Source organism: Pseudomonas sp. ChxA (assembly GCF_030263855.1).
GTDB lineage: Bacteria > Pseudomonadota > Gammaproteobacteria > Pseudomonadales > Pseudomonadaceae > Aquipseudomonas > Aquipseudomonas fluorescens_CB.
The window spans coordinates 1,689,657-1,711,203 of sequence record NZ_JARPMK010000001.1; the positions used below are offsets into that span (position 1 = coordinate 1,689,657).

Consider the following 21,547-nt stretch of genomic DNA (forward strand, 5'->3'; position numbering starts at 1 on the left):
GGCGTTCAAGCCCAGGACTCACTCAGCTTATTGGCAAGCTTCGCAATCCGGCTCATCAATCGCGCAAGCCTTTGGCACTGGCGCCGGGCCGGCTGGAGCAGCCAGCACCGAATCATCACCGTGGTTGCCGCTGGAAACAGCGTTGAGCTTACCGGTGTTGATGGTCGACTTCTCGGTGCTGGTCGCGGCCAGGGCACGGAGGTAGTAAGTGGTTTTCAGACCACGGTACCAAGCCATGCGGTAGGTCACGTCGAGCTTCTTGCCCGATGCGCCGGCGATGTACAGGTTCAGCGACTGGGCCTGGTCGATCCACTTCTGACGGCGGCTGGCGGCGTCAACGATCCACTTGGTGTCCACTTCGAAGGCTGTCGCGTAGAGCTCTTTGAGTTCTTGCGGGATGCGCTCGATCTGCTGTACCGAACCGTCGTAGTACTTCAGGTCGTTGATCATGACCGAGTCCCACAGGCCGCGAGCCTTGAGGTCGCGAACCAGATACGGGTTGATCACGGTGAATTCGCCCGACAGGTTCGATTTCACATACAGGTTCTGGTAGGTCGGTTCGATCGACTGCGACACGCCAGTGATGTTGGCGATGGTGGCGGTCGGTGCGATGGCCATGATGTTGGAGTTACGAATACCTTTCTGCACACGGGCACGTACCGGCGCCCAGTCCAGGGATTCGTTCAGGTCAACGTCGATGTACTTCTGGCCACGCTGCTCGATCAGGATCTGTTGCGAATCCAGCGGCAGGATGCCTTTGGACCACAGCGAACCCTGGAACGTCTCGTAGGCGCCGCGCTCGTCGGCCAGGTCGCAGGAAGCCTGGATCGCGTAGTAGCTGACCGCTTCCATGGACTTGTCGGCGAACTCGACCGCAGCGTCCGAACCGTAAGGAATGTGCTGCAGGTACAAAGCGTCCTGGAAGCCCATGATGCCAAGGCCGACTGGGCGGTGCTTGAAGTTGGAGTTCTGCGCCTGTGGCACCGAGTAGTAGTTGATGTCGATCACGTTATCGAGCATGCGTACGGCGGTGTTGACGGTGCGTTCCAGCTTGGCGGTGTCCAGCTTGCCGTTGACGATGTGGTTCGGCAGGTTGATCGAGCCCAGGTTGCAAACGGCGATCTCGTCCTTGTTGGTGTTCAAGGTGATCTCGGTGCACAGGTTCGAGCTGTGGACCACGCCCACGTGCTGCTGCGGGCTGCGCAGGTTGCACGGGTCTTTGAAGGTCAGCCATGGGTGGCCGGTTTCAAACAGCATGGACAGCATTTTGCGCCACAGGTCTTTGGCCTGGATGGTCTTGAACAGCTTGATCTTGCCTGGGTATTGGGACAGGGCTTCGTAGTACTCGTAACGCTCTTCGAAGGCCTTGCCGGTCAGGTCGTGCAGGTCCGGCACTTCGGATGGCGAGAACAGGGTCCACTGGCCGTCATCGAAGACACGCTTCATGAACAGGTCAGGGATCCAGTTGGCAGTGTTCATGTCGTGGGTACGACGACGATCATCACCAGTGTTCTTGCGCAGCTCGATGAACTCTTCAATGTCCATGTGCCAGGTTTCCAGGTAGGCACACACAGCGCCTTTGCGCTTGCCACCCTGGTTAACGGCAACGGCGGTGTCGTTCACTACTTTCAGGAACGGTACAACGCCCTGGGATTTGCCGTTGGTGCCCTTGATGTACGAACCCAAGGCACGCACCGGCGTCCAGTCGTTGCCCAGGCCGCCAGCGAATTTGGACAGCATGGCGTTGTCGTGGATCGCGTGGTAGATGCCCGACAGGTCATCCGGCACGGTAGTCAGGTAGCAGCTCGACAGCTGTGGACGCAGGGTGCCGGCGTTGAACAGGGTTGGGGTCGACGACATGTAGTCGAAGGACGACAACAGGTTGTAGAACTCGATGGCGCGGTCTTCTTTGTGCTTCTCTTCAATCGCCAGGCCCATGGCCACGCGCATGAAGAACACTTGCGGCAGTTCGAAGCGGATACCGTCCTTGTGGATGAAGTAACGGTCGTACAGGGTTTGCAGGCCCAGGTAGGTGAACTGCTGGTCGCGCTCGTGGTTGATCGCCTTGCCGAGTTTTTCCAGGTCGAAGGTGGCCAGGATCGGGTTCAGCAATTCGAATTCGATACCCTTGGCGATGTAGGCCGGCAGGGCCTTGGCGTACAGGTCAGCCATCTCGTGGTGGGTGGCGCTGTCGGCCACGCCCAGGAAGCCCAGGCCTTCGGCGCGCAGGGTGTCCATCAGCAGGCGCGCGGTCACGAACGAGTAGTTCGGCTCACGCTCAACCAGCGTACGGGCGGTCATCACCAGGGCGGTATTGACGTCGGTCAGGGCCACGCCGTCGTACAGGTTTTTCAGGGTTTCGCGCTGGATCAGGTCACCGTCGACTTCTTCCAGGCCTTCGCAGGCCTCGGTGATGATGGTGTTCAGGCGGCCCAGGTCCAGCGGCGCAAAGCTGCCGTCGGCCAGGGTGATGCGGATCGACGGGTGAGCTTGCACGGCTGCTTCTTCAGCCGGGGAGCGCACGGCGCGTTCCTTGGAACGGGCATCACGGTAGATCACGTAGTCGCGCGCCACTTTCTGCTCGCCGGCACGCATCAGGGCCAGTTCGACCTGGTCCTGGATTTCTTCGATGTGGATGGTGCCGCCCGAGGGCATGCGACGCTTGAAGGTCGCGGTGACTTGTTCGGTCAGACGGGCAACGGTGTCGTGGATGCGCGACGAGGCAGCAGCGGTGCCGCCTTCAACTGCAAGAAACGCTTTGGTGATGGCGACGGTGATTTTGTCATCGGTGTAAGGAACGACAGTGCCGTTACGCTTGATCACACGCAGTTGGCCAGGTGCGGTGGCGGACAGATCCAGGTTCGAATCAGCGGCCTGCGGCACGGAGCCCTGCGGGTTCTCGCGAGTTGTGTCGGTTTGCATGGGGGGTTGTCTCCACATTCTATATTTATTTGGGCACCATCACGGTGCCCACCGTTCCGTCCTGAAGCACTTACAACAGGCCTGGGCCTGGCATAACAACTTCGGGACAGGAGGAAGGGAGCTATTCGCGCCGCTTCCATGCCGAAGTCTTCGGTTCGGGGCTTGAAAGAGCCCTTGGCCGTATTCCTGGTGGGTGACAGTTGCTCGCTGCAAGCACTGCAACACCCGTACCGTTTTCTGCCAATTGGGCGGGGAAAACGGTTGCCATCCGCGTGCGCGGTTTGGGCTTTTAAAAAATGCTTTGGTTCAACCAAACAGGAGCAAGAAAGCGCTTGAGTTTCTTGTCTGATTTGTGTTTGGTTTTTCGCTTAAAACCCTACATGTAGGGTTTTTTTAGCGCCGAGGTACAAGATAATGCGTTTTGGGGGGCTTAGCAACGCACTACCTGTGGATAACGCTGTGGGTAAAATGTGTATGAAACGTGGAACGCCCGTGTAGGCCGCAGTACTGCTGGATTACGCCGTTTGTCACCGAATATTCCAACGCAAAAACCGTCTGTTGGTTTTTTGAGGGCGCGAACCCTATCACAAAAAAACGCGATCACCGAATGGATTTCCCGGCTTGTGTTTGAGGGCTGGCCCATGGCTACAATCGGCCTGCATATAGAGGCAGCAGTGTGTTTGCTGCACATGACAATAATGAGAACCGAGGTAGCGCATGGAGCAAGAAGCCTGGCAGATATTGATCGTCGAGGACGACGAGCGATTGGCCGAGTTGACCCGTGACTACCTGCAGAGCAACGGCTTGCAGGTGTCAGTGGAAAGCGACGGCGCCCAGGCGGCGGCGCGCATCATCGCCGAACAACCGGACCTGGTGATCCTCGACCTGATGCTGCCCGGCGAAGACGGCCTGAGCATCTGCCGCAAAGTGCGTGAGCGCTATGACGGCGTGATTCTGATGCTCACCGCCCGCACCGACGACATGGATCAGGTACAGGGCCTGGACATGGGCGCCGACGACTATGTGTGCAAACCCGTGCGCCCGCGCTTGTTGCTGGCGCGTATCCAGGCATTGTTGCGGCGCAGCGAGCCGGCAATACCCGCCGCCGTGGAAAACCAGCGGCGCCTGCAATTCGGCCCGCTGGTGGTGGACAACGCCCTGCGCGAAGCCTGGCTGCATGAGGGCAGCATCGAACTGACCAGTGCCGAGTTCGACCTGCTGTGGCTGCTGGTGGCGAATGCCGGGCGCATCCTGTCCCGCGAAGAAATCTTTATCGCCTTGCGCGGGATTGGCTACGACGGCCAGGACCGCTCCATTGATGTGCGCATCTCGCGTATTCGGCCCAAGATCGGCGACGACCCGATTCACCCGCGGCTGATCAAGACCATTCGCAGCAAAGGCTACTTGTTCGTCCCCGAAGCTGCCGCCGACATGTCGCTGTGAACTCGATCTTCCTGCGCATCTACGGCGGCATGTGCGCGGCGCTAATCCTGGTGGCGTTGCTCGGCGTGCTGGCCCTGCACCTGCTCAACGAAGTGCGCAGCGGCCAGTACCGTGAGCGCCTGGCCCACGGCACCTTTGCGCTGATGGGCGACAACCTGCAACCGATGAGCGCAATCGAGCGCCAGCGCGCCCTGGCGGTGTGGGAGCGCTTGCTCGGCATTCCCCTGGAACTGCGTCCCTTGGCGGACGCGCAGTTGGACCTGACCCAGCGCAATCGCCTGCAACGTGGCCAGGTGCTGGTGGAGCAGACCGGCCCGCATGCCGCGCGCGTGCTGCGCCTGGTCAGTGAACAGTCGCAGCTTGTGCTCACCGGTGAAGTGCAGCAGATCAGCGAGCAACTGGCACGTGCGACGATTTACCTGCTGGCGGATGAACTGGTGCGTTTCCCGGTGGCCGAGCAGCCGCAACGCCTGGCGGACATAAAAGAGGCCAAGGGCTTTGGTTTTGAGATGCACTTGATGACGCTGGATCAGGCCGATATGGATGACGACCAACGCCGCCGCGTCGCAGAGGGCGATACGGTAATGGCCCTGGGCAAGGGCGGTGACTCCATCCGCGTATTCGCCGGCATGGTCGGCACGCCGTGGGTGCTGGAAATCGGCCCGCTGTATCAAATGAACCCGTACCCGCCGCAGTGGCTGATCCTGATCGCGTTGATCAGCCTCACGCTGATCGGCTTGATCGTCTATTTATTGGTGCGCCAGCTTGAGCGCCGCCTCAAAGGCCTGGAGGCGGCGGCCACGCGCATTGCCAAAGGCAACCTGGAAGTGCGCGTACCGGCGCGTGGCGCCGATTCGGTAGGGCGTTTGGCCGCCGCCTTCAATGGCATGGCCGAGCACTTGCAGCAATTGCTGGCGATCCAGCGCGAGCTGGTGCGCGCCGTCTCCCACGAATTGCGCACCCCGGTGGCGCGCTTGCGTTTCGGCCTGGAGATGATCGGCGACGCCGCCACCCCAGAGGCGCGGCGTAAATATATGGAAGGCATGGACAGCGATATCCAGGACCTCGACGGCCTGGTCGACGAAATGCTCACCTACGCCCGCCTGGAGCAAGGTGCGCCGGAGCTGAATTTCCAGCGGGTCGACCTCGATGCCTTGCTCGATCAGGTGATCGGCGAATTATCGCCATTGCGCCCGCAGGTCAGTGTCACCCGGGGTATCTGCCTGTCCTCGGCGCATTGGGATCACGCCTGGGTCGATGCCGAGCCGCGCTACCTGCACCGTGCCCTGCAAAACCTGGTGGGCAATGCCATGCGCCATGCCCAGGGCCAAGTGTTGATCAGTTATCAGGTGGGGCAGGTGCGCTGCCGCATCGATGTGGAAGATGACGGGCCAGGCGTGCCGGAAAGCGCCTGGGAGCGGATCTTCACGCCGTTTTTGCGGCTGGACGACAGTCGCACGCGAGCTTCAGGCGGGCATGGCCTGGGCTTGTCGATAGTGCGGCGGATTATTTATTGGCACGGCGGGCGGGCGTTGATCAGCAAGAGCAACAATCTTGGTGGGGCGTGCTTTAGTCTGAGTTGGCCAAGGGATCAAGATAAGACTTGAGACCGCCATCGCAGGCAAGCCAGCTCCCACATTTTGAATGTATTCGCACATCAAAGGTGGGAGCCGGGCTTGCCCGCGATAGCGATCTATCAGGCGCTGACGGCCACCAGGCTCAACAACTGATCCCCCTCCACCGCAAATTGCCCCTCCAGCTCCTTGCCATCACACCACTCTGCCGACAGATCCGTCAGCAACCGCAACCGCACATGCCCGGCCTGCGACCACTCAAGTACCTCGGCATGCTCAAAGTAGAAGCGCTTGTGCACAATCGGATACAGCGCCTTGAACAGGCTCTCCTTGAGCGAAAACGTCAGCGTCACCAGCAAGGCCAACTGTTCGCGCGGCACTAATGCCATGCGCTGCAATTCGTCGGCCGTTAGAATCTCCCCAGCCAAACGTTCGGCTCGCTCCAGTGACAGCAGATTTTCAAGGTCCATCCCCAAACCGCGCCATTGCGCTTTGTGCCCGACAATGGCCGCCGCGTGCCCGGTGCTGTGGGTAATGGAGCCGCTGATATGCCCAGGCCACACCGGCGCACGGTCGTCGCCGATGGCGGGAACGCAATCCAGTTGGTCAAGCTGTTGCAGCGCTGCGCGGGCGCACAGGCGACCCGCCAGGAACTCCGCCTGGCGCTTGGCCACTGAGCGCTGGATGCTGGCGGGCGGCGGCACGGCGCTGCGCTGGAAGTCATCGGCGAGCAGCAAGGCCGGGTCGAATCGCGTGCTCAAGAACACCGTGCCCGGCAGAGGGATGGGCAGTGGCCAATGGGCATCGAGCGGAGTGCAGCAAGCGGGTAGAGGCGTCATGCGCGGTATTTTGCGTCAGTTGGCGCGCCGGTGGATAGCCCGTAACGGTTCAGGCCCGGTTCAGAGCCCGTTCAGGGGGAGTTCAGGGGCGCCTGCGTAGTCTGGCTTCAACAGCCAAAACGCGTAGAGGTAAGCCCCATGACTGCGATCAAAAAGCTGATTCTGGCCTTAAGCATGCTCGGCGCCACCGCTGGGGTTCAGGCTTCGGACGGTGCTTTTGCCGCTTTCGGCAGCGAGAAAACCAAGAAATCCAGTAACCTGATCCAACGTGTGAGCTTCGAAGAAGTGGGCGGCCACACCGCGCCGTGGGGCCAGTCTTTGGGCATGACCCTGCCGCAACCGGCCTACCGTACTGGCTACGAACACCTGACGGGCCAATACAATGGCATTAAACTGCGCCCGCAAGACTTGCAGGGCCGCTATGATATCCCCCTGTCGGACAGTTGAATCGCCTTGGAGAGCCTTATGAAATTGCTGGTCGTGGAAGATGAGGCGTTGTTGCGCCATCACCTGTTCACCCGCCTGACCGACAGCGGCCATGTGGTCGAAGCCGTGGCCAATGCCGAGGAAGCCCTGTACCAGACCGGCCAATTCAACCATGACCTGGCGATTATCGACCTGGGCCTGCCCGGCATGGGCGGCCTGGACCTGATTCGCCAACTGCGCAGCCAGGCCAAGACTTTCCCGATCCTGATCCTCACCGCGCGCGGCAACTGGCAAGACAAGGTCGAAGGCCTGGCTGCCGGTGCCGACGATTACGTGGTCAAGCCGTTCCAGTTCGAAGAGCTGGAGGCGCGGATGAACGCCTTGCTGCGCCGCTCCAGCGGGTTCACCCAATCGACTATCGTCGCCGGGCCTTTGCTGCTGGACCTCAATCGCAAGCAAGCCTCGCTGGATGAGCAACCGCTGGCGCTGACGGCCTACGAGTACCGGATTCTCGAATACCTGATGCGTCACCATCAGCAGGTGGTCGCCAAAGACCGCTTGATGGAGCAGCTCTACCCCGATGACGACGAGCGTGATCCGAACGTGATCGAAGTATTGGTGGGGCGTCTGCGCCGCAAGCTGGAAGGCCCGGCCGGGTTCAAACCGATCGACACCGTGCGTGGCCTGGGCTACCTGTTCAATGAGCGCTGCCGTTGATTCGCTCGCTACGTGTGCGCTTGATGCTCGCGGCCACCACCCTGGCCGTGCTGTTTATGCTGGGCTTGTTGCCCGCCATGCAAGGCGCGTTCAGCCTGGCGCTGCAGGATTCCATCGAGCAGCGCCTGGCCTCGGACGTCACCACGCTGATTTCCGCTGCGCGGGTCGAAAACAACCGCCTGCTGATGCCGGCGCAGTTGCCGGACGAACGCTTCAACCTCACTGACAGTCGCCTGCTCGGTTACATCTACGACCGTGAGGGCCATCTGGTGTGGCGCTCGCGGGCGACCCAGGAAGAAAACATCAACTACAAGCCGCGCTACGACGGGCGCGGTAATGAATTTGCGCGAATTCGCGAAGCCAATGGCCAAGAGTTCTTCGTGTATGACGTCGAGGTCAAGCTGCTGGGCGGCAAGAGCGCGGCGTTCAGTATCGTCGCGCTGCAACCGGTGCGCGAATACCAATTGACCCTCGAAGGCCTGCAGGAAAACCTCTACCTCGGCTTCGGCGCAGCCTTGCTGGTATTGCTGACGCTGTTGTGGCTGGGCCTGACCTGGGGCTTGCAAGCCTTGCGGCGCCTGAGCCAGGAGCTTGACCAGATCGAAGGTGGCACCCGCGAAAGCCTCACCGAAGAACACCCGCGCGAACTGCTGCGCCTGACTGGCTCGCTCAACCGTTTGCTGCACAGCGAGCGCGAGCAACGGGCGCGCTACCGCGACTCCCTCGACGACCTGGCCCACAGCCTGAAAACCCCGCTGGCGGTGTTGCAGGGCGTGAGTGAAGACATGGCCCAACGCCCGGAAGAGCGCGGCCAGGCCTGGGTGCTGCAATCACAGATCGAACGCATGAGCCAGCAGATCGGCTACCAGCTGCAGCGCGCCAGCCTGCGCAAAAGCGGCCTGGTGCGTCACCAGGTGCGCCTCGAACCGGTGCTGCAAAGCCTGTGTGACACGCTGGATAAGGTTTACCGCGACAAGCGCGTGACCGTGACCTTCGAGTTGCCGCCCGAATGTGACGTGCCGATCGAGAAGGGCGCCTTGCTGGAAATGCTCGGCAACCTGCTGGAAAACGCCTATCGCCTGTGCCTGAGTGAAGTGCGCATCAGCCTGGTGGAAAACCTCGAAGGTACTGAGCTGTGCATTGAAGATGACGGCCCGGGTGTGCCGCCTGATCAGCGTGCGCGAATTCTGCAAAGGGGCGAGCGGCTGGACCGTCAGCATCCGGGGCAGGGTATCGGCTTGGCGGTCGTCAAGGACATCATTGAAAGTTACAGCGCGCGGTTGACCCTTGGGGATTCACCGCTGGGTGGCGCAGCGTTCAAGATTCACTTTCCGGCGGCTTGATCTTTATTGCCCTTGCTGGCCTCATCGCGGCATAGGCATCTACACAGATATTGGCGTTTGTGGTGTTGGGCTGGTTTATTTTGGGGGCATATCCGTTATTTTGGTGATGGCTGCCTATGGTTCCGCTCTTACAGCGGGTCACTTTTGGCAAACGCCCCAAAAGTAACCAAAAGGTCTGTGCCCCACCACTCGGCCCCTCGCTTAGGCTCGGTGTGCCCTCACTCCGGCTTGAATCCGTGGGCCGCCGCGATGGGCCATCCTTGGCCCAGCGCGGCTAACCCGGCGTCCTGCCGGGTTACCCACGGATTCAAGCCTGCGTTCGGCCATCGTGGTTAACGGGGCGTCTCAGATCAAGATCAAGATCTACAGCACGGCGGCCTGAAAGCCGACCTGAGTGGTTGAAGCAAGAGCCAGATCAAGTGCAAAGCCAAAGCCTATCTGAATACACTGAAGAACTGCTTTTCTGTGGGAGCTGGCTTGCCTGCGATGCAGACACCTCGGTACATCAGGCACACCGAGTTGATGCCATCGCAGGCAAGCCAGCTCCCACATTAGACCGAGTATGGCTCTGCTGTTGCTGCTGCTGCTGCTGTTGCTGTTGCTGTTGCTGTTGCTCTGGCTCTTACATCCTTTTCGATGACGAAGTCAGCGGTCTTTTGATCTGCGCTTTTGATCTTGATCTGAAATCGCCCCGTCAAACACGATGGCCGGAATCTGACAGGGATTTGGGGGGTAAACCGGCAGGGATGCCGGTTTAGCCGCGCTGGGCCAAGGATGGCCCATCGCGGCGGCCCCCCAAATCACTGTCGGATTGCGGGCATGCCGAGCCTAAGCGAGGCACCGAGTGTTGGGGCGAAGACTTTTTGGTTACTTTTGTGTCTTTACAAAAGTGACCCGCTGTAAGAGCGGAACCAATATCAGCCATCACCCAAATAACGGATATGCCCCCCGGCCCGACCGCCCACGCTCATCGCAGGCAAGCCCAAGCACTACATCTCTAACTCTCCTGCGCGCGGTAAGCCCCCGGCGTCAGCCCTGTCCACTTCTTGAACGCCCGATGAAACGCCGACGGTTCAGAGAACCCCAACTGTTCGGCAATCTCCTGCAACGACAAATCCGCGCGCCCCAAGTGATAAATGGCGATGTCCCGCCGCAACTCATCCTTGAGCGCCTGAAAACTGCTGCCTTCCTCTCGCAAATGCCGGCGCAGGGTTTGCGGGCTGATGTGCAGGTGCTGGGCGACGGCTTCCAGGTCCGGCCAGGGCGTGCGGTCGCGGCTGAGCAGGCGGCGCAGTTGGCTGCTTAAGCTGTCGCCTTCATCCGGGCGCGACAACAGGTCGGCGGGTGAACGCTCGAGAAAGTGCTTGAGGGTGCGCTCGTCCTGTAACAACGGCAGGCTCAGGTAACGGGCGGGAAACACCAGGCTGCTGTTCGGCGCGCCGAATACCTGAGGGCAGGGGAACAGCAAATCATACTCGCCCGCATGGCCCGGCATCGGGTAGCTGAACGTGGCTTGCTGGAGCCGGATACGCTGGCCGATCAACCAACTGCCCAAGCGATGCCAGATCACCAGCAGGCACTCGCTGAGAAAGTGGTCCGGGTCCCACAGCTGCGAATCGTCCAGGCTCAAGCGGGCCATGTCGCCTTCTCTGGTCAGCTGCCAGCGCGGACCCTGCGGGAATAGGCTATAAAATAATAAGCCGCGTTCCAGAGCCTTCTCCAGGGTGCGGCAGTGAATCAGTGCGTGGCACATCATGGCGAAGGTGCCGCGCTTGCTCGGGCCTTCGGCAAACCCCAGGTATTCGTCGTCCAGCGCCAGCCACAGCATCTGCAACAGCCGGGTAAATTGCTCCGGGGCGATGCGGGCGCGGGGTTCGCTCAGCAGCTCCGGGGTGATGCCCACTTGCAGCAGCAGGCCCGAATAGTCGTAACCCGCGCGGCGCGCACCGCCCAGGGCGGCGCGGGCGTAGTGACTGGCGATGGTACGTTCACGCATGTGAGGGCCTCGTCCATGGAGTGGCGGATGTTAGCCATCACCGGCTGGGGCGACAAGGCGGATATCCGCCAAATTGTAGGACGAGATAGGGTGAGCCGGCGGAATTCCGCCACCTCACCCACAGTGTCGATGGCGTGGTGGTGGTTCTCGGCCCTGATGTCTAAAGGCCTTCAAGGGTTTTGAGCAAAGTGGCACGGCGTTTGCGATAAGGATTACAGCGCAGGCTTGTTCCTACAGGCTTCGCAAACAACAAATCCCTCCAGTGCAGGAGGGTTCGCAATTCAAGTGTCGTGGGCAATGGCGGATCTTTGCCACACGGTGCGATTGAGGAACTTTGCAATGACGACTCGTCAGCCAATCTACAAATCCCTGTATTTCCAGGTGATCGTCGCAATCGTTATCGGTATTTTGCTCGGTCACTTCTACCCACAGACCGGCGTGGCCCTCAAGCCACTGGGTGACGGCTTTATCAAGCTGATCAAAATGGTCATCGCCCCGATCATCTTCTGCACCGTTGTCAGCGGCATCGCTGGCATGCAAAGCATGAAATCGGTGGGCAAAACCGGCGGCTACGCGCTGCTGTACTTCGAAGTTGTTTCCACCATCGCTCTGCTGATCGGCCTGATCGTCGTTAACGTTGTGCAACCGGGCGCCGGCATGCACATCGACGTAGCGACCCTGGACGCCTCTAAAGTCGCGGCCTACGTGACCGCCGGTGCAGACCAGAGCGTGGTTGGCTTTATCCTCAATGTGATCCCGAACACCATCGTCGGTGCCTTCGCCAACGGCGACATCCTGCAAGTGCTGATGTTCTCGGTGATCTTCGGTTTCGCCCTGCATCGCCTGGGTGCCTACGGCAAGCCGGTGCTGGACTTCATTGATCGCTTCGCCCACGTGATGTTCAACATCATCAACATGATCATGAAGCTCGCGCCAATCGGTGCCCTGGGCGCCATGGCGTTCACCATCGGCGCCTACGGTGTAGGTTCGCTGGTGCAACTGGGTCAGTTGATGATCTGCTTCTACATCACTTGCATCCTGTTTGTGGTGGTGGTGCTGGGCGCCATCTGCCGCGCGCACGGTTTCAGTGTGTTGAAGCTGGTTCGCTACATCCGTGAAGAGCTGTTGATCGTACTGGGTACTTCCTCCTCCGAATCCGCACTGCCACGCATGCTGATCAAGATGGAGCGTCTGGGCGCGAAGAAATCCGTAGTAGGCCTGGTGATCCCAACCGGCTACTCCTTCAACCTTGACGGTACTTCGATCTACCTGACCATGGCTGCCGTGTTCATCGCCCAGGCGACTGACACCCACATGGACATCACGCACCAGATCACCCTGCTGCTGGTGCTGCTGCTGTCCTCCAAAGGCGCTGCAGGCGTGACCGGTTCGGGCTTCATCGTACTGGCTGCCACCCTGTCGGCCGTCGGCCACTTGCCGGTTGCCGGCCTGGCGCTGATCCTGGGTATCGACCGCTTCATGTCCGAAGCCCGCGCACTGACCAACCTGGTGGGTAACGCGGTTGCCACCATCGTTGTGGCCAAGTGGGTTAAAGAACTGGACACCGACAAGCTGCACAGCGAGTTGGCATCCGGCGGCACCGGTATCTCCGATACCCGTCCGGAAGATGACCTGGGCGTGGCCGAAGGCCCTGCTCCTGCTATCAAGTAAATTGCCCAGGGTGTGAACAACACCCAAAGCCTGCAAACGCCCCGACTGGTTCGGGGCGTTTGCGTTTCTGACGTGGCGCTTTGGGTTTTGCTTGCTTTACAGTAAGTAAATACTTCATCCGCTGTAGGAGACCTGATGGACAGTGTGGATCTGAATGTCCTGCGCAGCGTGCTCGAATGGCGCCGCGCCGGGCACCGAGTGGTGTTGTACAGCGTGGTCCAGACCTGGGGCAGCGCGCCACGCCCGCCGGGGGCGATGCTGGCCCTGCGCGGCGATGGTGTGGTGATCGGCTCGGTGTCGGGCGGATGCATCGAGGATGACCTGATCGCACGCTTGCAGGACGGCCGCTTACCGGCGGATGGCCCGCCGGTGCAGTTGGTCACCTACGGCGTCACCCGTGATGAGGCGGCGCGTTTTGGCCTGCCTTGCGGCGGTACGTTGCGCCTGACTGAAGAGCGCGTGGATGACTTCGGCTGGGTCTCGCAACTGCTGGCGCGTTGTGAAGACCACCAGATTGTCGCGCGTGAGTTGGACGTGAGCAGTGGCAGCGTCACCTTGAGCGGCGCAGCCAAGACCGATGTCGTGACCTTTGATGGTCAGCGCCTGCGGGCTATCTACGGCCCGCGTTGGCGGTTGCTGCTGATCGGTGCGGGGCAGCTGTCGCGCTACGTGGCCGAAATGGCGCGCTTGCTGGATTTTGAAGTGCTGATCTGCGACCCGCGCGAAGAATTTGTCTACGGCTGGGAAGAGCAACATGGCCGCTTTGTGCCCGGCATGCCGGATGAGGCGGTATTGAATATCCAGACGGATGAGCGCACGGCCATCGTCTGCCTGACGCACGATCCTCGATTGGACGATATGGCGCTGCTGACGGCGCTGGACTCATCGGCGTTCTACATTGGCGCCCTCGGTTCGCGGGTTAATACGCAGAAACGTCGGGAAACCCTGGCGGCGCTGGGGTTGTCGGCGGAGGCGATTGCACGTCTGCATGGGCCGATCGGTCTGCATATCGGTAGCCATACACCGGCGGAAATTGCCTTGTCACTGATGGCGGAAATTGTCGCGATCAAGAATGGCGTGGCACCGATGCAGAAGAAACCGCTGCCGGTGGTGGCTGAGTAATGGTCACGGCGATTGTGCTGGCAGCCGGGCAGGGCAGTCGTTTTCGCGCTGAGGCCGGCGCTGATCAAGACAAGTTGCTGGCCGATTGCGTAGGAATCGATGCTGTGACACGCCCCGTAATCGAACAGGTATTGGTGAACTTGCCCAAGTGCATCGTAAAGCGCTGGCTCGTCACCTCGCCGGACCGCCTGGCCGTTATTCGCTTGGCCAAGGCGTATGGCTGTGAAGTCTTGCTGCTGGACTCGCCAGGTATGGGCGACAGCATCGCGGCAGCTGTCGCAGCCAGTGGTGAGGCCGATGGCTGGTTGGTGGTGTTGGGGGATATGCCGTTTATTCAGTCGTCGACCCTTGAGCGGGTGGTTGATGCGGTCCAGGACGATGGCATCAGTGTGCCGGTGCAGGCGGGTAGATACGGGCATCCGGTGGCTTTTGGCCGGGCGCTTGGGCCGCGACTGATGGCATTGAGTGGTGATCGTGGCGCAAAGCCTTTATTTGCCCAGGCGGTGGTGCGGGAAGTGCAAGTGCAAGATCCCGGAGTGCTTTGGGATGTGGACGTACCGCAGATGCTAAGTTTCAGCACAGGCTAACTGTGGGAGCCGGTCTTGCCCGCGATGCAGGCACCTCGGCGTTTCAGTCACGCTGCGGTGATGCTATCGCAGGCAAGCCAGCTCCCACCTTTGATTTTTACAAGGCTTGATCTCTACAAGGCTTGATCTCCACAGGGCTAAAGTTGAACGCCCATAAAAAAGCCCCGCCTGATCACTCAGGCGGGGCTTTTTAGTGGCGGATGGAATCAGACGAGGGGTTTAGGCTCGTGCTCTTCTTCCAAGGCCTTGTGCTCAACCACGGCTTCAACAACCGGGGCTGGCGCTTCGACTACTTCGGCAGCCGGTGCGGCAGCGGCTGCAGCAGCGGCGGCTTCAGCTTCCTTGCGACGACGACGCACTTCACGTGGGTCGTTCGGCGCACGACCGTTTTCGGTCAGGGCGCTAACGGGAGCAGCTTCAATCACTGGTGCTGCGACCTCGGCAACCACGGGCGCTTCAACCACAGGTGCAGGCTCAACCACAGGGGTTGGTTCGGCAACCACTTCGGCAGCCGGTGCAGGCGCTTCTTCTACCACTGGGGCAGGTGCAGGCGCTTCAACCGGTGCAGTTGGCTCGGCAGTCCACTGGAAGGCAGTCTGTTCTTCGCGAACTTCACGCACTACCGGGGCTGCTTCTTCGACAACCGGCGCTTCAACCACGGCTTCAACCACTGGCTGAGGCTCGGCGACCGGTGCAGGCTCGACAGCAGTCACTTCGACTTCTGGCTGAACATCGCGCACTTCACGCACTTCGCGTACTGGCGAGGCAACTTCCACTTCCGGAACCGCTGGGGCTTCGATCGGGGTAGTGGCTTCAACGACTGGCGCTTCAACAACCGGGGCTTCAACCACTGGCGTCTGGGCAATCGGTGCTTCTACAGCCGCTGTTTCTTCAACAGCTGCGGTAGCGCGTTCAGCTTGCTCATGCGCCTGGGCTTCAGCCGGTGCGCTGATCACACTGCTGGCAACTGCGGCGGTCACCGCCAGGCCGGCAGCCAGTTCGGCGCCCGTCGGCTCTGCGGTTGCAGCTTCGCCGTTTTCGTTGGTCTCTTCCGAGCCTTCGATCACATTGCCGTTGGCATCACGCTGACGCTCACGACGGTTGCTGCGACGACGCTGGCCACGGGAGCGGCGGCGTGGACGATCGCCTTCGGCGTTGTCCTGGCCATCTTCCTGCAGTTGCTCTTCACCGGTCAGCACTTCTTCTTCGCTGGCAGCAGCGGCTTGCTCGGCACGTGGCTGACGCTCTTCACGCGGTGGGCGCGGCTGGCGCTCTTCACGTGGGGCGCGTTCTTCACGCGGCTGACGAGCCGGGCGTTCTTCGCTGACGGTTTCGGCAGCGACGGCAGCTACTGCCGGTGCAGCGTCCAGCGGCTCGCGCAGTTCACGCACACGTTCTTCACGCTCGCCACGTGGCTTGCGGTCTTCACGTGGAGCACGCGGAGTACGCGGCGCGCGCTCTTCGCGCGGTGCACGTTCTTCACGGGCTACAGTTGGGGTTTCTTCACGGGCTTCGCGAGGTGCGCGCTCTTCACGAGGTGCGCGTTCTTCACGTGGAGCACGCTCTTCGCGCGGCTTGCGTTCTTCGTCACGGCGACCGTTGCGGTTACGGCTCTGCTGGCGACCGTTGCGACGTTCTTCGTTACGAGCAGGGCGCTCGGCGGCTGGTTTTTCAACCACAACCGGCGCAGCGGGTTCTTCTTTGCTGGCGAACAGGCTGACCAGCGACTTCACCAGGCCTTTGAACAGGCTTGGCTCAGGCATGGCGGCCGGTGCGGCAACCGGTGCAGCCACTTCAGCTGGGACCGGTGCGTTGGCACGCGCCGGTGCCGTCTTCACGGCTGCTTCCTGGCGAACCAGAGTACGGGTCGCAGCGGCTGGCTGGACTTCTTCCACTTCGGCAGCGGCAGCAGCGATTTCGTAGCTGGACTGGCCGCTGTGGGCTTCAGGGCTGTCATCACGCAGGCGTTGCACTTCGAAGTGCGGCGTCTCGAGGTGATCGTTCGGCAGGATGACGATGCGGGCACGGGTGCGCAGTTCGATCTTGGTGATCGAGTTGCGTTTTTCGTTAAGCAGGAACGCTGCCACCGGGATCGGCACTTGCGCGCGGACTTCGGCGGTGCGGTCTTTCAGGGCTTCTTCTTCGATCAGGCGCAGGATCGCCAGCGATAGCGATTCAACGTCACGGATGATGCCGGTGCCGTTGCAACGCGGGCAGACAATGCCGCTGCTCTCGCCCAGGGATGGGCGCAGGCGCTGACGGGACATTTCCAGCAGGCCGAAGCGCGAGATACGGCCGACCTGTACGCGGGCACGGTCAGCTTCCAGGCATTCGCGGACTTTTTCTTCCACGGCGCGCTGGTTCTTGGCCGGGGTCATGTCGATGAAGTCGATCACGATCAGGCCGCCGATGTCACGCAGGCGCAGCTGGCGGGCGATTTCTTCAGCTGCTTCCAGGTTGGTCTGCAGCGCGGTTTCTTCGATGTCGCTGCCTTTGGTGGCGCGTGCCGAGTTGATGTCGATGGACACCAGGGCTTCGGTCGGGTCGATTACGATGGAGCCGCCGGAAGGCAGTTCGACCACGCGCTGGAAGGCGGTCTCGATCTGGCTTTCGATCTGGAAACGGTTGAACAGCGGAACGCTGTCTTCGTACAGCTTGATCTTGCTGGCGTACTGCGGCATCACCTGGCGGATGAAGGTCAGGGCTTCGTCCTGGGCTTCAACGCTGTCGATCAGCACTTCGCCGATGTCCTGGCGCAGGTAATCGCGAATGGCGCGGATGATTACGTTGCTTTCCTGGTAGATCAGGAATGGCGCGGATCGATCCAGCGAGGCTTCTTTGATAGCGGTCCACAGTTGCAGCAGGTAGTCGAGGTCCCACTGCATTTCTTCGCTGCTGCGGCCCAGGCCTGCAGTGCGCACGATCAGGCCCATGTCGGCCGGTGCGATCAAACCATTCAGCGCTTCACGCAGTTCGTTGCGTTCTTCGCCTTCGATGCGACGGGAAATGCCGCCGGCACGTGGGTTGTTCGGCATCAGCACCAGGTAACGGCCGGCCAGGGAGATGAAGGTGGTCAGGGCGGCGCCCTTGTTGCCACGTTCTTCTTTTTCGACCTGAACGATGACTTCCTGGCCTTCGCTCAGGACGTCCTTGATGTTCACGCGGCCTTCAGGGGCTTTCTTGAAGTATTCGCGGGAGATTTCTTTGAGGGGCAGGAAGCCGTGGCGCTCGGAGCCGAAATCGACAAAGGCAGCCTCAAGGCTTGGTTCGATGCGAGTAATACGGCCTTTATAGATGTTGGCCTTCTTTTGCTCGCGCGCACCGGATTCGATATCCAGGTCATAGAGGCGTTGGCCATCTACCAGTGCAACACGCAACTCTTCGGGTTGAGTTGCGTTAATCAGCATTCTTTTCATGTTGTACCGTCGGTTTCCGGGCTGCCGGAAACGGCGTTCGGCACACACGACTTCTCACGGTCGGTGTCAGGTGCGTCAAGAGTGGTTGGCCACTCCAGTGTCCAGCAATAACGAGCCAATTGGGCCGGTATCGCGACGGACGCGTCCTGCTTGTTAGCGGTGGTGACAAAGGCACCACTTCAACAAAAGCTAAGGTCAGGAGGAGGAATCAACCGGCGACTGTGGACGAGATGAAGCGTCTTATAAGCCTAATGCTACACGGTCCGACGGTTGTGCATCTCCACCCTACACGTATCCCTGATAATTCGGGTGCTGCCGCGCGCAGAATCCGCAGCGGGTTGGCATTTACCGTGTACTCCAATGGGGAGTCCACGCTCATGGCTAAACAAGACTAGGTGTGGGCGACTGCGCTCTCACTCAGCTCTTAACAGGCGTTGTTTCCGAAGCATTCGCCATGGTCTGGCTCAAGACTGACTGCACTTTGTGAACTGGCCGTAAATATCGGCGCAGAACGCGAGTATTCACTCTGCTTTCTGCACTCGCTTCAGGCCTCATGTCACCTGCGCTTGTTACAATCCTGAGCCTTCCAAGGTGGCGAAAGCCCCGTAGGACGGCCTCGCGTCCTGATGAATTGCGATGGTCAGGGCCGGCAGTTTGCCGCAAGTCCTCTGTCCAGGCCGCTTTTGGCGGCGTTCGCGACTATAGCAGCAATGATTAAGTGCTTCAATTCCATAAAAAATTGTTATCATCGCCGCCATGACGACTACCGCCCCCCAGACCCCCAGCGTCCAGCTGCTTGAGGTCTCGCCGGAATATGCCGGCCAACGCATCGACAATTTTCTCCTGGCCAGGCTCAAAGGCGTGCCCAAGACCTTGATTTACCGCATCTTGCGTAAAGGCGAAGTGCGCGTGAACAAGGGCCGGATCAAGCCCGAGTACAAGCTGCAGGCGGGCGATATCGTCCGTGTGCCGCCGGTGCGCGTGCCTGAGCGTGACGAGCCGGTGCCGTTGGCCCAGGGCCTGTTGCAGCGCCTTGAAGCCTCGATTGTCTTCGAAGACAACAAACTCATCGTGATCAACAAGCCCTGCGGTATCGCGGTGCATGGCGGTAGCGGCTTGACGTTCGGCGTGATCGAAGCCTTCCGTCAGTTGCGCCCGGATGCCAAGGAGCTGGAGTTGGTCCATCGCCTGGACCGCGACACGTCCGGCCTGCTGATGATCGCCAAGAAACGCAGCATGTTGCGTCACCTGCACACCGCCTTGCGTGGCGATGGCGTGGACAAACGCTACATGGCGTTGGTACGGGGCAACTGGGCCAGCTCGATCAAGAGCGTGCGCGCGCCGCTGCAGAAGAGCAACCTGCGCTCCGGCGAGCGTATGGTCGAGGTGGACGAGGAGGGCAAAGAGGCCCTGACCCTGTTCAAGGTGCTGCGCCGCTTCGGCGACTTCGCCACAATGGTCGAGGCCAAGCCTGTGACCGGGCGTACCCACCAGATTCGCGTGCACACCCTGCATGCGGGCCACTGCATCGCCGGCGACACCAAGTACGGCGATGAGGATTTCTCCAAGGAAATTCGCGACCTGGGCGGTAAGCGCCTGTTCCTGCACGCCTACATGCTCACCGTGCCGCTGCCTGATGGCGGCGAGTTGAAGTTGCAGGCGCCGGTCGATGAAATGTGGGCCAAGACCGTGGAGCGTTTGAGTGTCGCACCCTGACTACAAGCTGCTGATTTTTGATTGGGACGGCACGCTGTGCAATTCCATTGGGCGCATTGTTGACTCAATGCACGCGGCGTCGACCCGTTCGGGTTTCGAGTTGTGCACTGATCTGGCGGTAAAAGGCATTATTGGCCTGGGTCTGCCTGAGGCGATCCGTACCTTGTACCCGCAGATCAGCGATGCGCAACTGGTGACCTTCCGTGACCATTACGCCGATCACTACATAGCGCTGGAGGCCACACCTTCGCCGCTGTTTGACGGTGTAAGGCAAGCCCTGGAGGCCTTTCGCGCCGAGGGTTATCACTTGGCCGTGGCCACCGGCAAGGCCCGTCGCGGGCTGGATCGAGTGCTCAAGGCTCACGGTTTTGAAGATTATTTCGACATCACCCGTGCGGCGGATGAAACCGCCAGCAAACCTCACCCTCTGATGTTAGAGCAGATCCTGGCGCATTGCGGCGTAACGCCGCGTCAGGCGTTGATGGTGGGTGATGCTTCCTTTGACCTGATGATGGCGCGCAATGCCGGCATGGACAGCGTGGCGGTCAGCTATGGTGCCCAGGCAGCCGAAGCCTTGCAGCCATACGAGCCCAGGCTGACGATTGATCATTTTTCTGAACTGCAGGCCTGGCTCAGCCGGGCGTGATAAGTCTTTGCTGGGGTTAATGGCATGAGTGACGAGTGGAAAGCGCCCGAAAAGGCCGAAAGCGGTGATGATAAAAGCTGGAAGCTGTTGGAGAAGACCCTGCTGGCCAGTGTTCAGGAACAGCGCCGTGCGCGGCGTTGGGGGATTTTTTTCAAGCTGCTGACGTTTGTCTGGCTTATCGCCATGCTGGCGTTGTTCAGCCCGCTGATGGACATGGAAAAAAGCGCCACCCGTGGCAACAACTACACCGCCTTTATCGACGTGAACGGGGTGATTGCCGACAAGGAGTCCGCCAGCGCCGATAATATCGTCGGCGGCCTGCGTGCAGCCTTCGAAGACCCCAAGGTCAAAGGCGTGATCCTGCGCATCAATAGCCCAGGCGGCAGCCCGGTGCAGTCGGGCTACGTGTATGACGAGATTCGCCGCCTGCGCGGGCTGCACCCGGACATCAAGCTGTATGCGGTGATTTCTGACTTGGGTGCCTCGGGTGCCTATTACATCGCCAGCGCCGCTGACCAGATCTATGCCGACAAGGCCAGCCTCGTGGGTTCCATTGGTGTGACAGCGGCCGGTTACGGCTTTGTCGGCACCATGGAGAAGTTGGGGGTGGAGCGTCGCACCTACACTTCAGGTGAGCACAAGTCGTTCCTGGACCCGTTCCAGCCACAAAAGGCCGATGAAACCCAGTTCTGGCAGGGCGTGCTCGACACCACCCATCGTCAGTTCATTGCCAGCGTGAAGCAGGGGCGCGGCGATCGTCTGAAGGACAAGGACCATCCTGAGCTGTTCTCCGGCCTGGTGTGGTCTGGTGAGCAGGCGTTGCCATTGGGCTTGATCGATGGTCTGGGCAGTGCCAGTTCGGTGGCGCGCGATGTGATTGGCGAGAAGGAATTGGTGGACTTCACTGTTCAGGAATCGCCGTTTGATCGCTTCTCCAAGAAGCTGGGTGCCAGTGTGGCGGAGAAGTTGGCCTACTACATGGGCTTTCAGGGGCCGACGCTGCGCTGAAATATCAGCTTTGTGGTAGTTCAAAATGTGGGAGCGGGCTTGCCCGCGATAGCGCCGGGTCAGTCGACATTGTAAGTGACTGGCCCACCGCTATCGCAGGCAAGCCAGCTCCCACATTTGT

At 60.5% G+C, this 21,547-nt stretch carries 15 protein-coding genes; 11 read left to right on the plus strand and 4 right to left on the minus strand.

Features of this window, described 5'->3' with window-relative positions; translation table 11 throughout:
• Positions 1-27: 27 nt before the first annotated feature.
• Positions 28-2,922, minus strand: a complete 2,895-nt coding sequence (locus tag P5706_RS07560) for a ribonucleoside-diphosphate reductase subunit alpha (RefSeq protein WP_285678878.1) — start codon at positions 2,920-2,922, stop codon at positions 28-30.
• 717 nt (positions 2,923-3,639) lie between these two features.
• Between P5706_RS07560 and P5706_RS07565 the strand changes: the two genes are divergently transcribed.
• Both P5706_RS07565 and P5706_RS07570 read left to right on the plus strand, forming a co-directional pair.
• A complete protein-coding gene (locus P5706_RS07565; protein ID WP_285678879.1) occupies positions 3,640-4,365 on the plus strand; it encodes a response regulator in 726 nt (241 codons plus the stop codon).
• A complete protein-coding gene (locus P5706_RS07570; protein ID WP_200433155.1) occupies positions 4,362-5,972 on the plus strand; it encodes an ATP-binding protein in 1,611 nt (536 codons plus the stop codon). Before P5706_RS07565 ends, P5706_RS07570 begins: the two co-directional genes overlap by 4 nt.
• An 89-nt stretch (positions 5,973-6,061) precedes the next feature.
• On the opposite strand, the gene P5706_RS07575 is transcribed toward P5706_RS07570, so the two are convergent.
• The gene (locus P5706_RS07575; protein WP_285678880.1) at positions 6,062-6,778 is read right to left on the minus strand and encodes a 4'-phosphopantetheinyl transferase family protein; all 717 of its coding nucleotides are present in this window, start codon (positions 6,776-6,778) and stop codon (positions 6,062-6,064) included.
• Positions 6,779-6,916: 138 nt separating this feature from the next.
• On the opposite strand from P5706_RS07575, the gene P5706_RS07580 reads away from it, so the two are divergent.
• From P5706_RS07580 to P5706_RS07590, 3 genes are read left to right on the plus strand one after another with little or no spacing between them, the layout of a single operon-like run.
• Complete coding sequence (locus P5706_RS07580) at positions 6,917-7,225, plus strand: hypothetical protein (RefSeq protein ID WP_285678881.1); 309 nt, start codon at positions 6,917-6,919, stop codon at positions 7,223-7,225.
• An 18-nt stretch (positions 7,226-7,243) separates the two neighbouring features.
• The gene (locus P5706_RS07585; RefSeq protein ID WP_017138377.1) at positions 7,244-7,921 is read left to right on the plus strand and encodes a response regulator; all 678 of its coding nucleotides are present in this window, start codon (positions 7,244-7,246) and stop codon (positions 7,919-7,921) included.
• Complete coding sequence (locus P5706_RS07590; protein WP_200433152.1) at positions 7,918-9,264, plus strand: ATP-binding protein; 1,347 nt, start codon at positions 7,918-7,920, stop codon at positions 9,262-9,264. Before P5706_RS07585 ends, P5706_RS07590 begins: the two co-directional genes overlap by 4 nt.
• 997 nt (positions 9,265-10,261) lie before the next feature.
• Here the strand turns inward: P5706_RS07590 and P5706_RS07595 are convergent.
• Positions 10,262-11,260 (minus strand): AraC family transcriptional regulator, encoded by a 999-nt coding sequence (locus P5706_RS07595; RefSeq protein WP_200433829.1) that lies wholly within the window; start codon positions 11,258-11,260, stop codon positions 10,262-10,264.
• Positions 11,261-11,599: 339 nt separating this feature from the next.
• Between P5706_RS07595 and P5706_RS07600 the strand changes: the two genes are divergently transcribed.
• The 3 genes from P5706_RS07600 to P5706_RS07610 all read left to right on the plus strand — a co-directional run bounded on the left by P5706_RS07600 (position 11,600) and on the right by P5706_RS07610 (position 14,640).
• Positions 11,600-12,931: a dicarboxylate/amino acid:cation symporter gene (locus P5706_RS07600; protein ID WP_017138374.1), complete on the plus strand. Its 1,332-nt coding sequence runs from the start codon at positions 11,600-11,602 to the stop codon at positions 12,929-12,931.
• Positions 12,932-13,066: 135 nt separating this feature from the next.
• Entirely contained in the window at positions 13,067-14,053 is a 987-nt protein-coding gene (locus tag P5706_RS07605; protein ID WP_200433828.1) for an XdhC family protein, read from the plus strand.
• Complete coding sequence (locus P5706_RS07610; protein WP_285678882.1) at positions 14,053-14,640, plus strand: nucleotidyltransferase family protein; 588 nt, start codon at positions 14,053-14,055, stop codon at positions 14,638-14,640. Before P5706_RS07605 ends, P5706_RS07610 begins: the two co-directional genes overlap by 1 nt.
• A gap of 206 nt (positions 14,641-14,846) precedes the next feature.
• On the opposite strand, the gene rne is transcribed toward P5706_RS07610, so the two are convergent.
• A complete protein-coding gene (gene rne / locus P5706_RS07615) occupies positions 14,847-18,056 on the minus strand; it encodes a ribonuclease E (RefSeq protein ID WP_285678883.1) in 3,210 nt (1,069 codons plus the stop codon).
• A 756-nt stretch (positions 18,057-18,812) separates the two neighbouring features.
• On the opposite strand from rne, the gene rluC reads away from it, so the two are divergent.
• From rluC to P5706_RS07630, 3 genes are read left to right on the plus strand one after another with little or no spacing between them, the layout of a single operon-like run.
• A complete protein-coding gene (gene rluC / locus P5706_RS07620; RefSeq protein WP_071483181.1) occupies positions 18,813-19,772 on the plus strand; it encodes a 23S rRNA pseudouridine(955/2504/2580) synthase RluC in 960 nt (319 codons plus the stop codon).
• Entirely contained in the window at positions 19,759-20,418 is a 660-nt protein-coding gene (locus tag P5706_RS07625; protein WP_285678884.1) for an HAD-IA family hydrolase, read from the plus strand. Before rluC ends, P5706_RS07625 begins: the two co-directional genes overlap by 14 nt.
• A gap of 24 nt (positions 20,419-20,442) precedes the next feature.
• The gene (locus tag P5706_RS07630) at positions 20,443-21,426 is read left to right on the plus strand and encodes a S49 family peptidase (protein ID WP_200433823.1); all 984 of its coding nucleotides are present in this window, start codon (positions 20,443-20,445) and stop codon (positions 21,424-21,426) included.
• Positions 21,427-21,547: the final 121 nt, after the last annotated feature.

What these genes read in the sequence shown, in the direction of transcription:
- P5706_RS07560 (WP_285678878.1), bottom strand. Translation starts at nt 2,922, where the DNA reads ATGCAAACCGACACAACTCGCGAGAACCCGCAGGGCTCCGTGCCGCAG.
- P5706_RS07565 (WP_285678879.1), top strand. Translation starts at nt 3,640, where the DNA reads ATGGAGCAAGAAGCCTGGCAGATATTGATCGTCGAGGACGACGAGCGA.
- P5706_RS07575 (WP_285678880.1), bottom strand. Translation starts at nt 6,778, where the DNA reads ATGACGCCTCTACCCGCTTGCTGCACTCCGCTCGATGCCCATTGGCCA.
- P5706_RS07580 (WP_285678881.1), top strand. Translation starts at nt 6,917, where the DNA reads ATGACTGCGATCAAAAAGCTGATTCTGGCCTTAAGCATGCTCGGCGCC.
- P5706_RS07585 (WP_017138377.1), top strand. Translation starts at nt 7,244, where the DNA reads ATGAAATTGCTGGTCGTGGAAGATGAGGCGTTGTTGCGCCATCACCTG.
- P5706_RS07595 (WP_200433829.1), bottom strand. Translation starts at nt 11,260, where the DNA reads ATGCGTGAACGTACCATCGCCAGTCACTACGCCCGCGCCGCCCTGGGC.
- P5706_RS07600 (WP_017138374.1), top strand. Translation starts at nt 11,600, where the DNA reads ATGACGACTCGTCAGCCAATCTACAAATCCCTGTATTTCCAGGTGATC.
- P5706_RS07605 (WP_200433828.1), top strand. Translation starts at nt 13,067, where the DNA reads ATGGACAGTGTGGATCTGAATGTCCTGCGCAGCGTGCTCGAATGGCGC.
- P5706_RS07610 (WP_285678882.1), top strand. Translation starts at nt 14,053, where the DNA reads ATGGTCACGGCGATTGTGCTGGCAGCCGGGCAGGGCAGTCGTTTTCGC.
- rne (WP_285678883.1), bottom strand. Translation starts at nt 18,056, where the DNA reads ATGAAAAGAATGCTGATTAACGCAACTCAACCCGAAGAGTTGCGTGTT.
- rluC (WP_071483181.1), top strand. Translation starts at nt 18,813, where the DNA reads ATGACGACTACCGCCCCCCAGACCCCCAGCGTCCAGCTGCTTGAGGTC.
- P5706_RS07630 (WP_200433823.1), top strand. Translation starts at nt 20,443, where the DNA reads ATGAGTGACGAGTGGAAAGCGCCCGAAAAGGCCGAAAGCGGTGATGAT.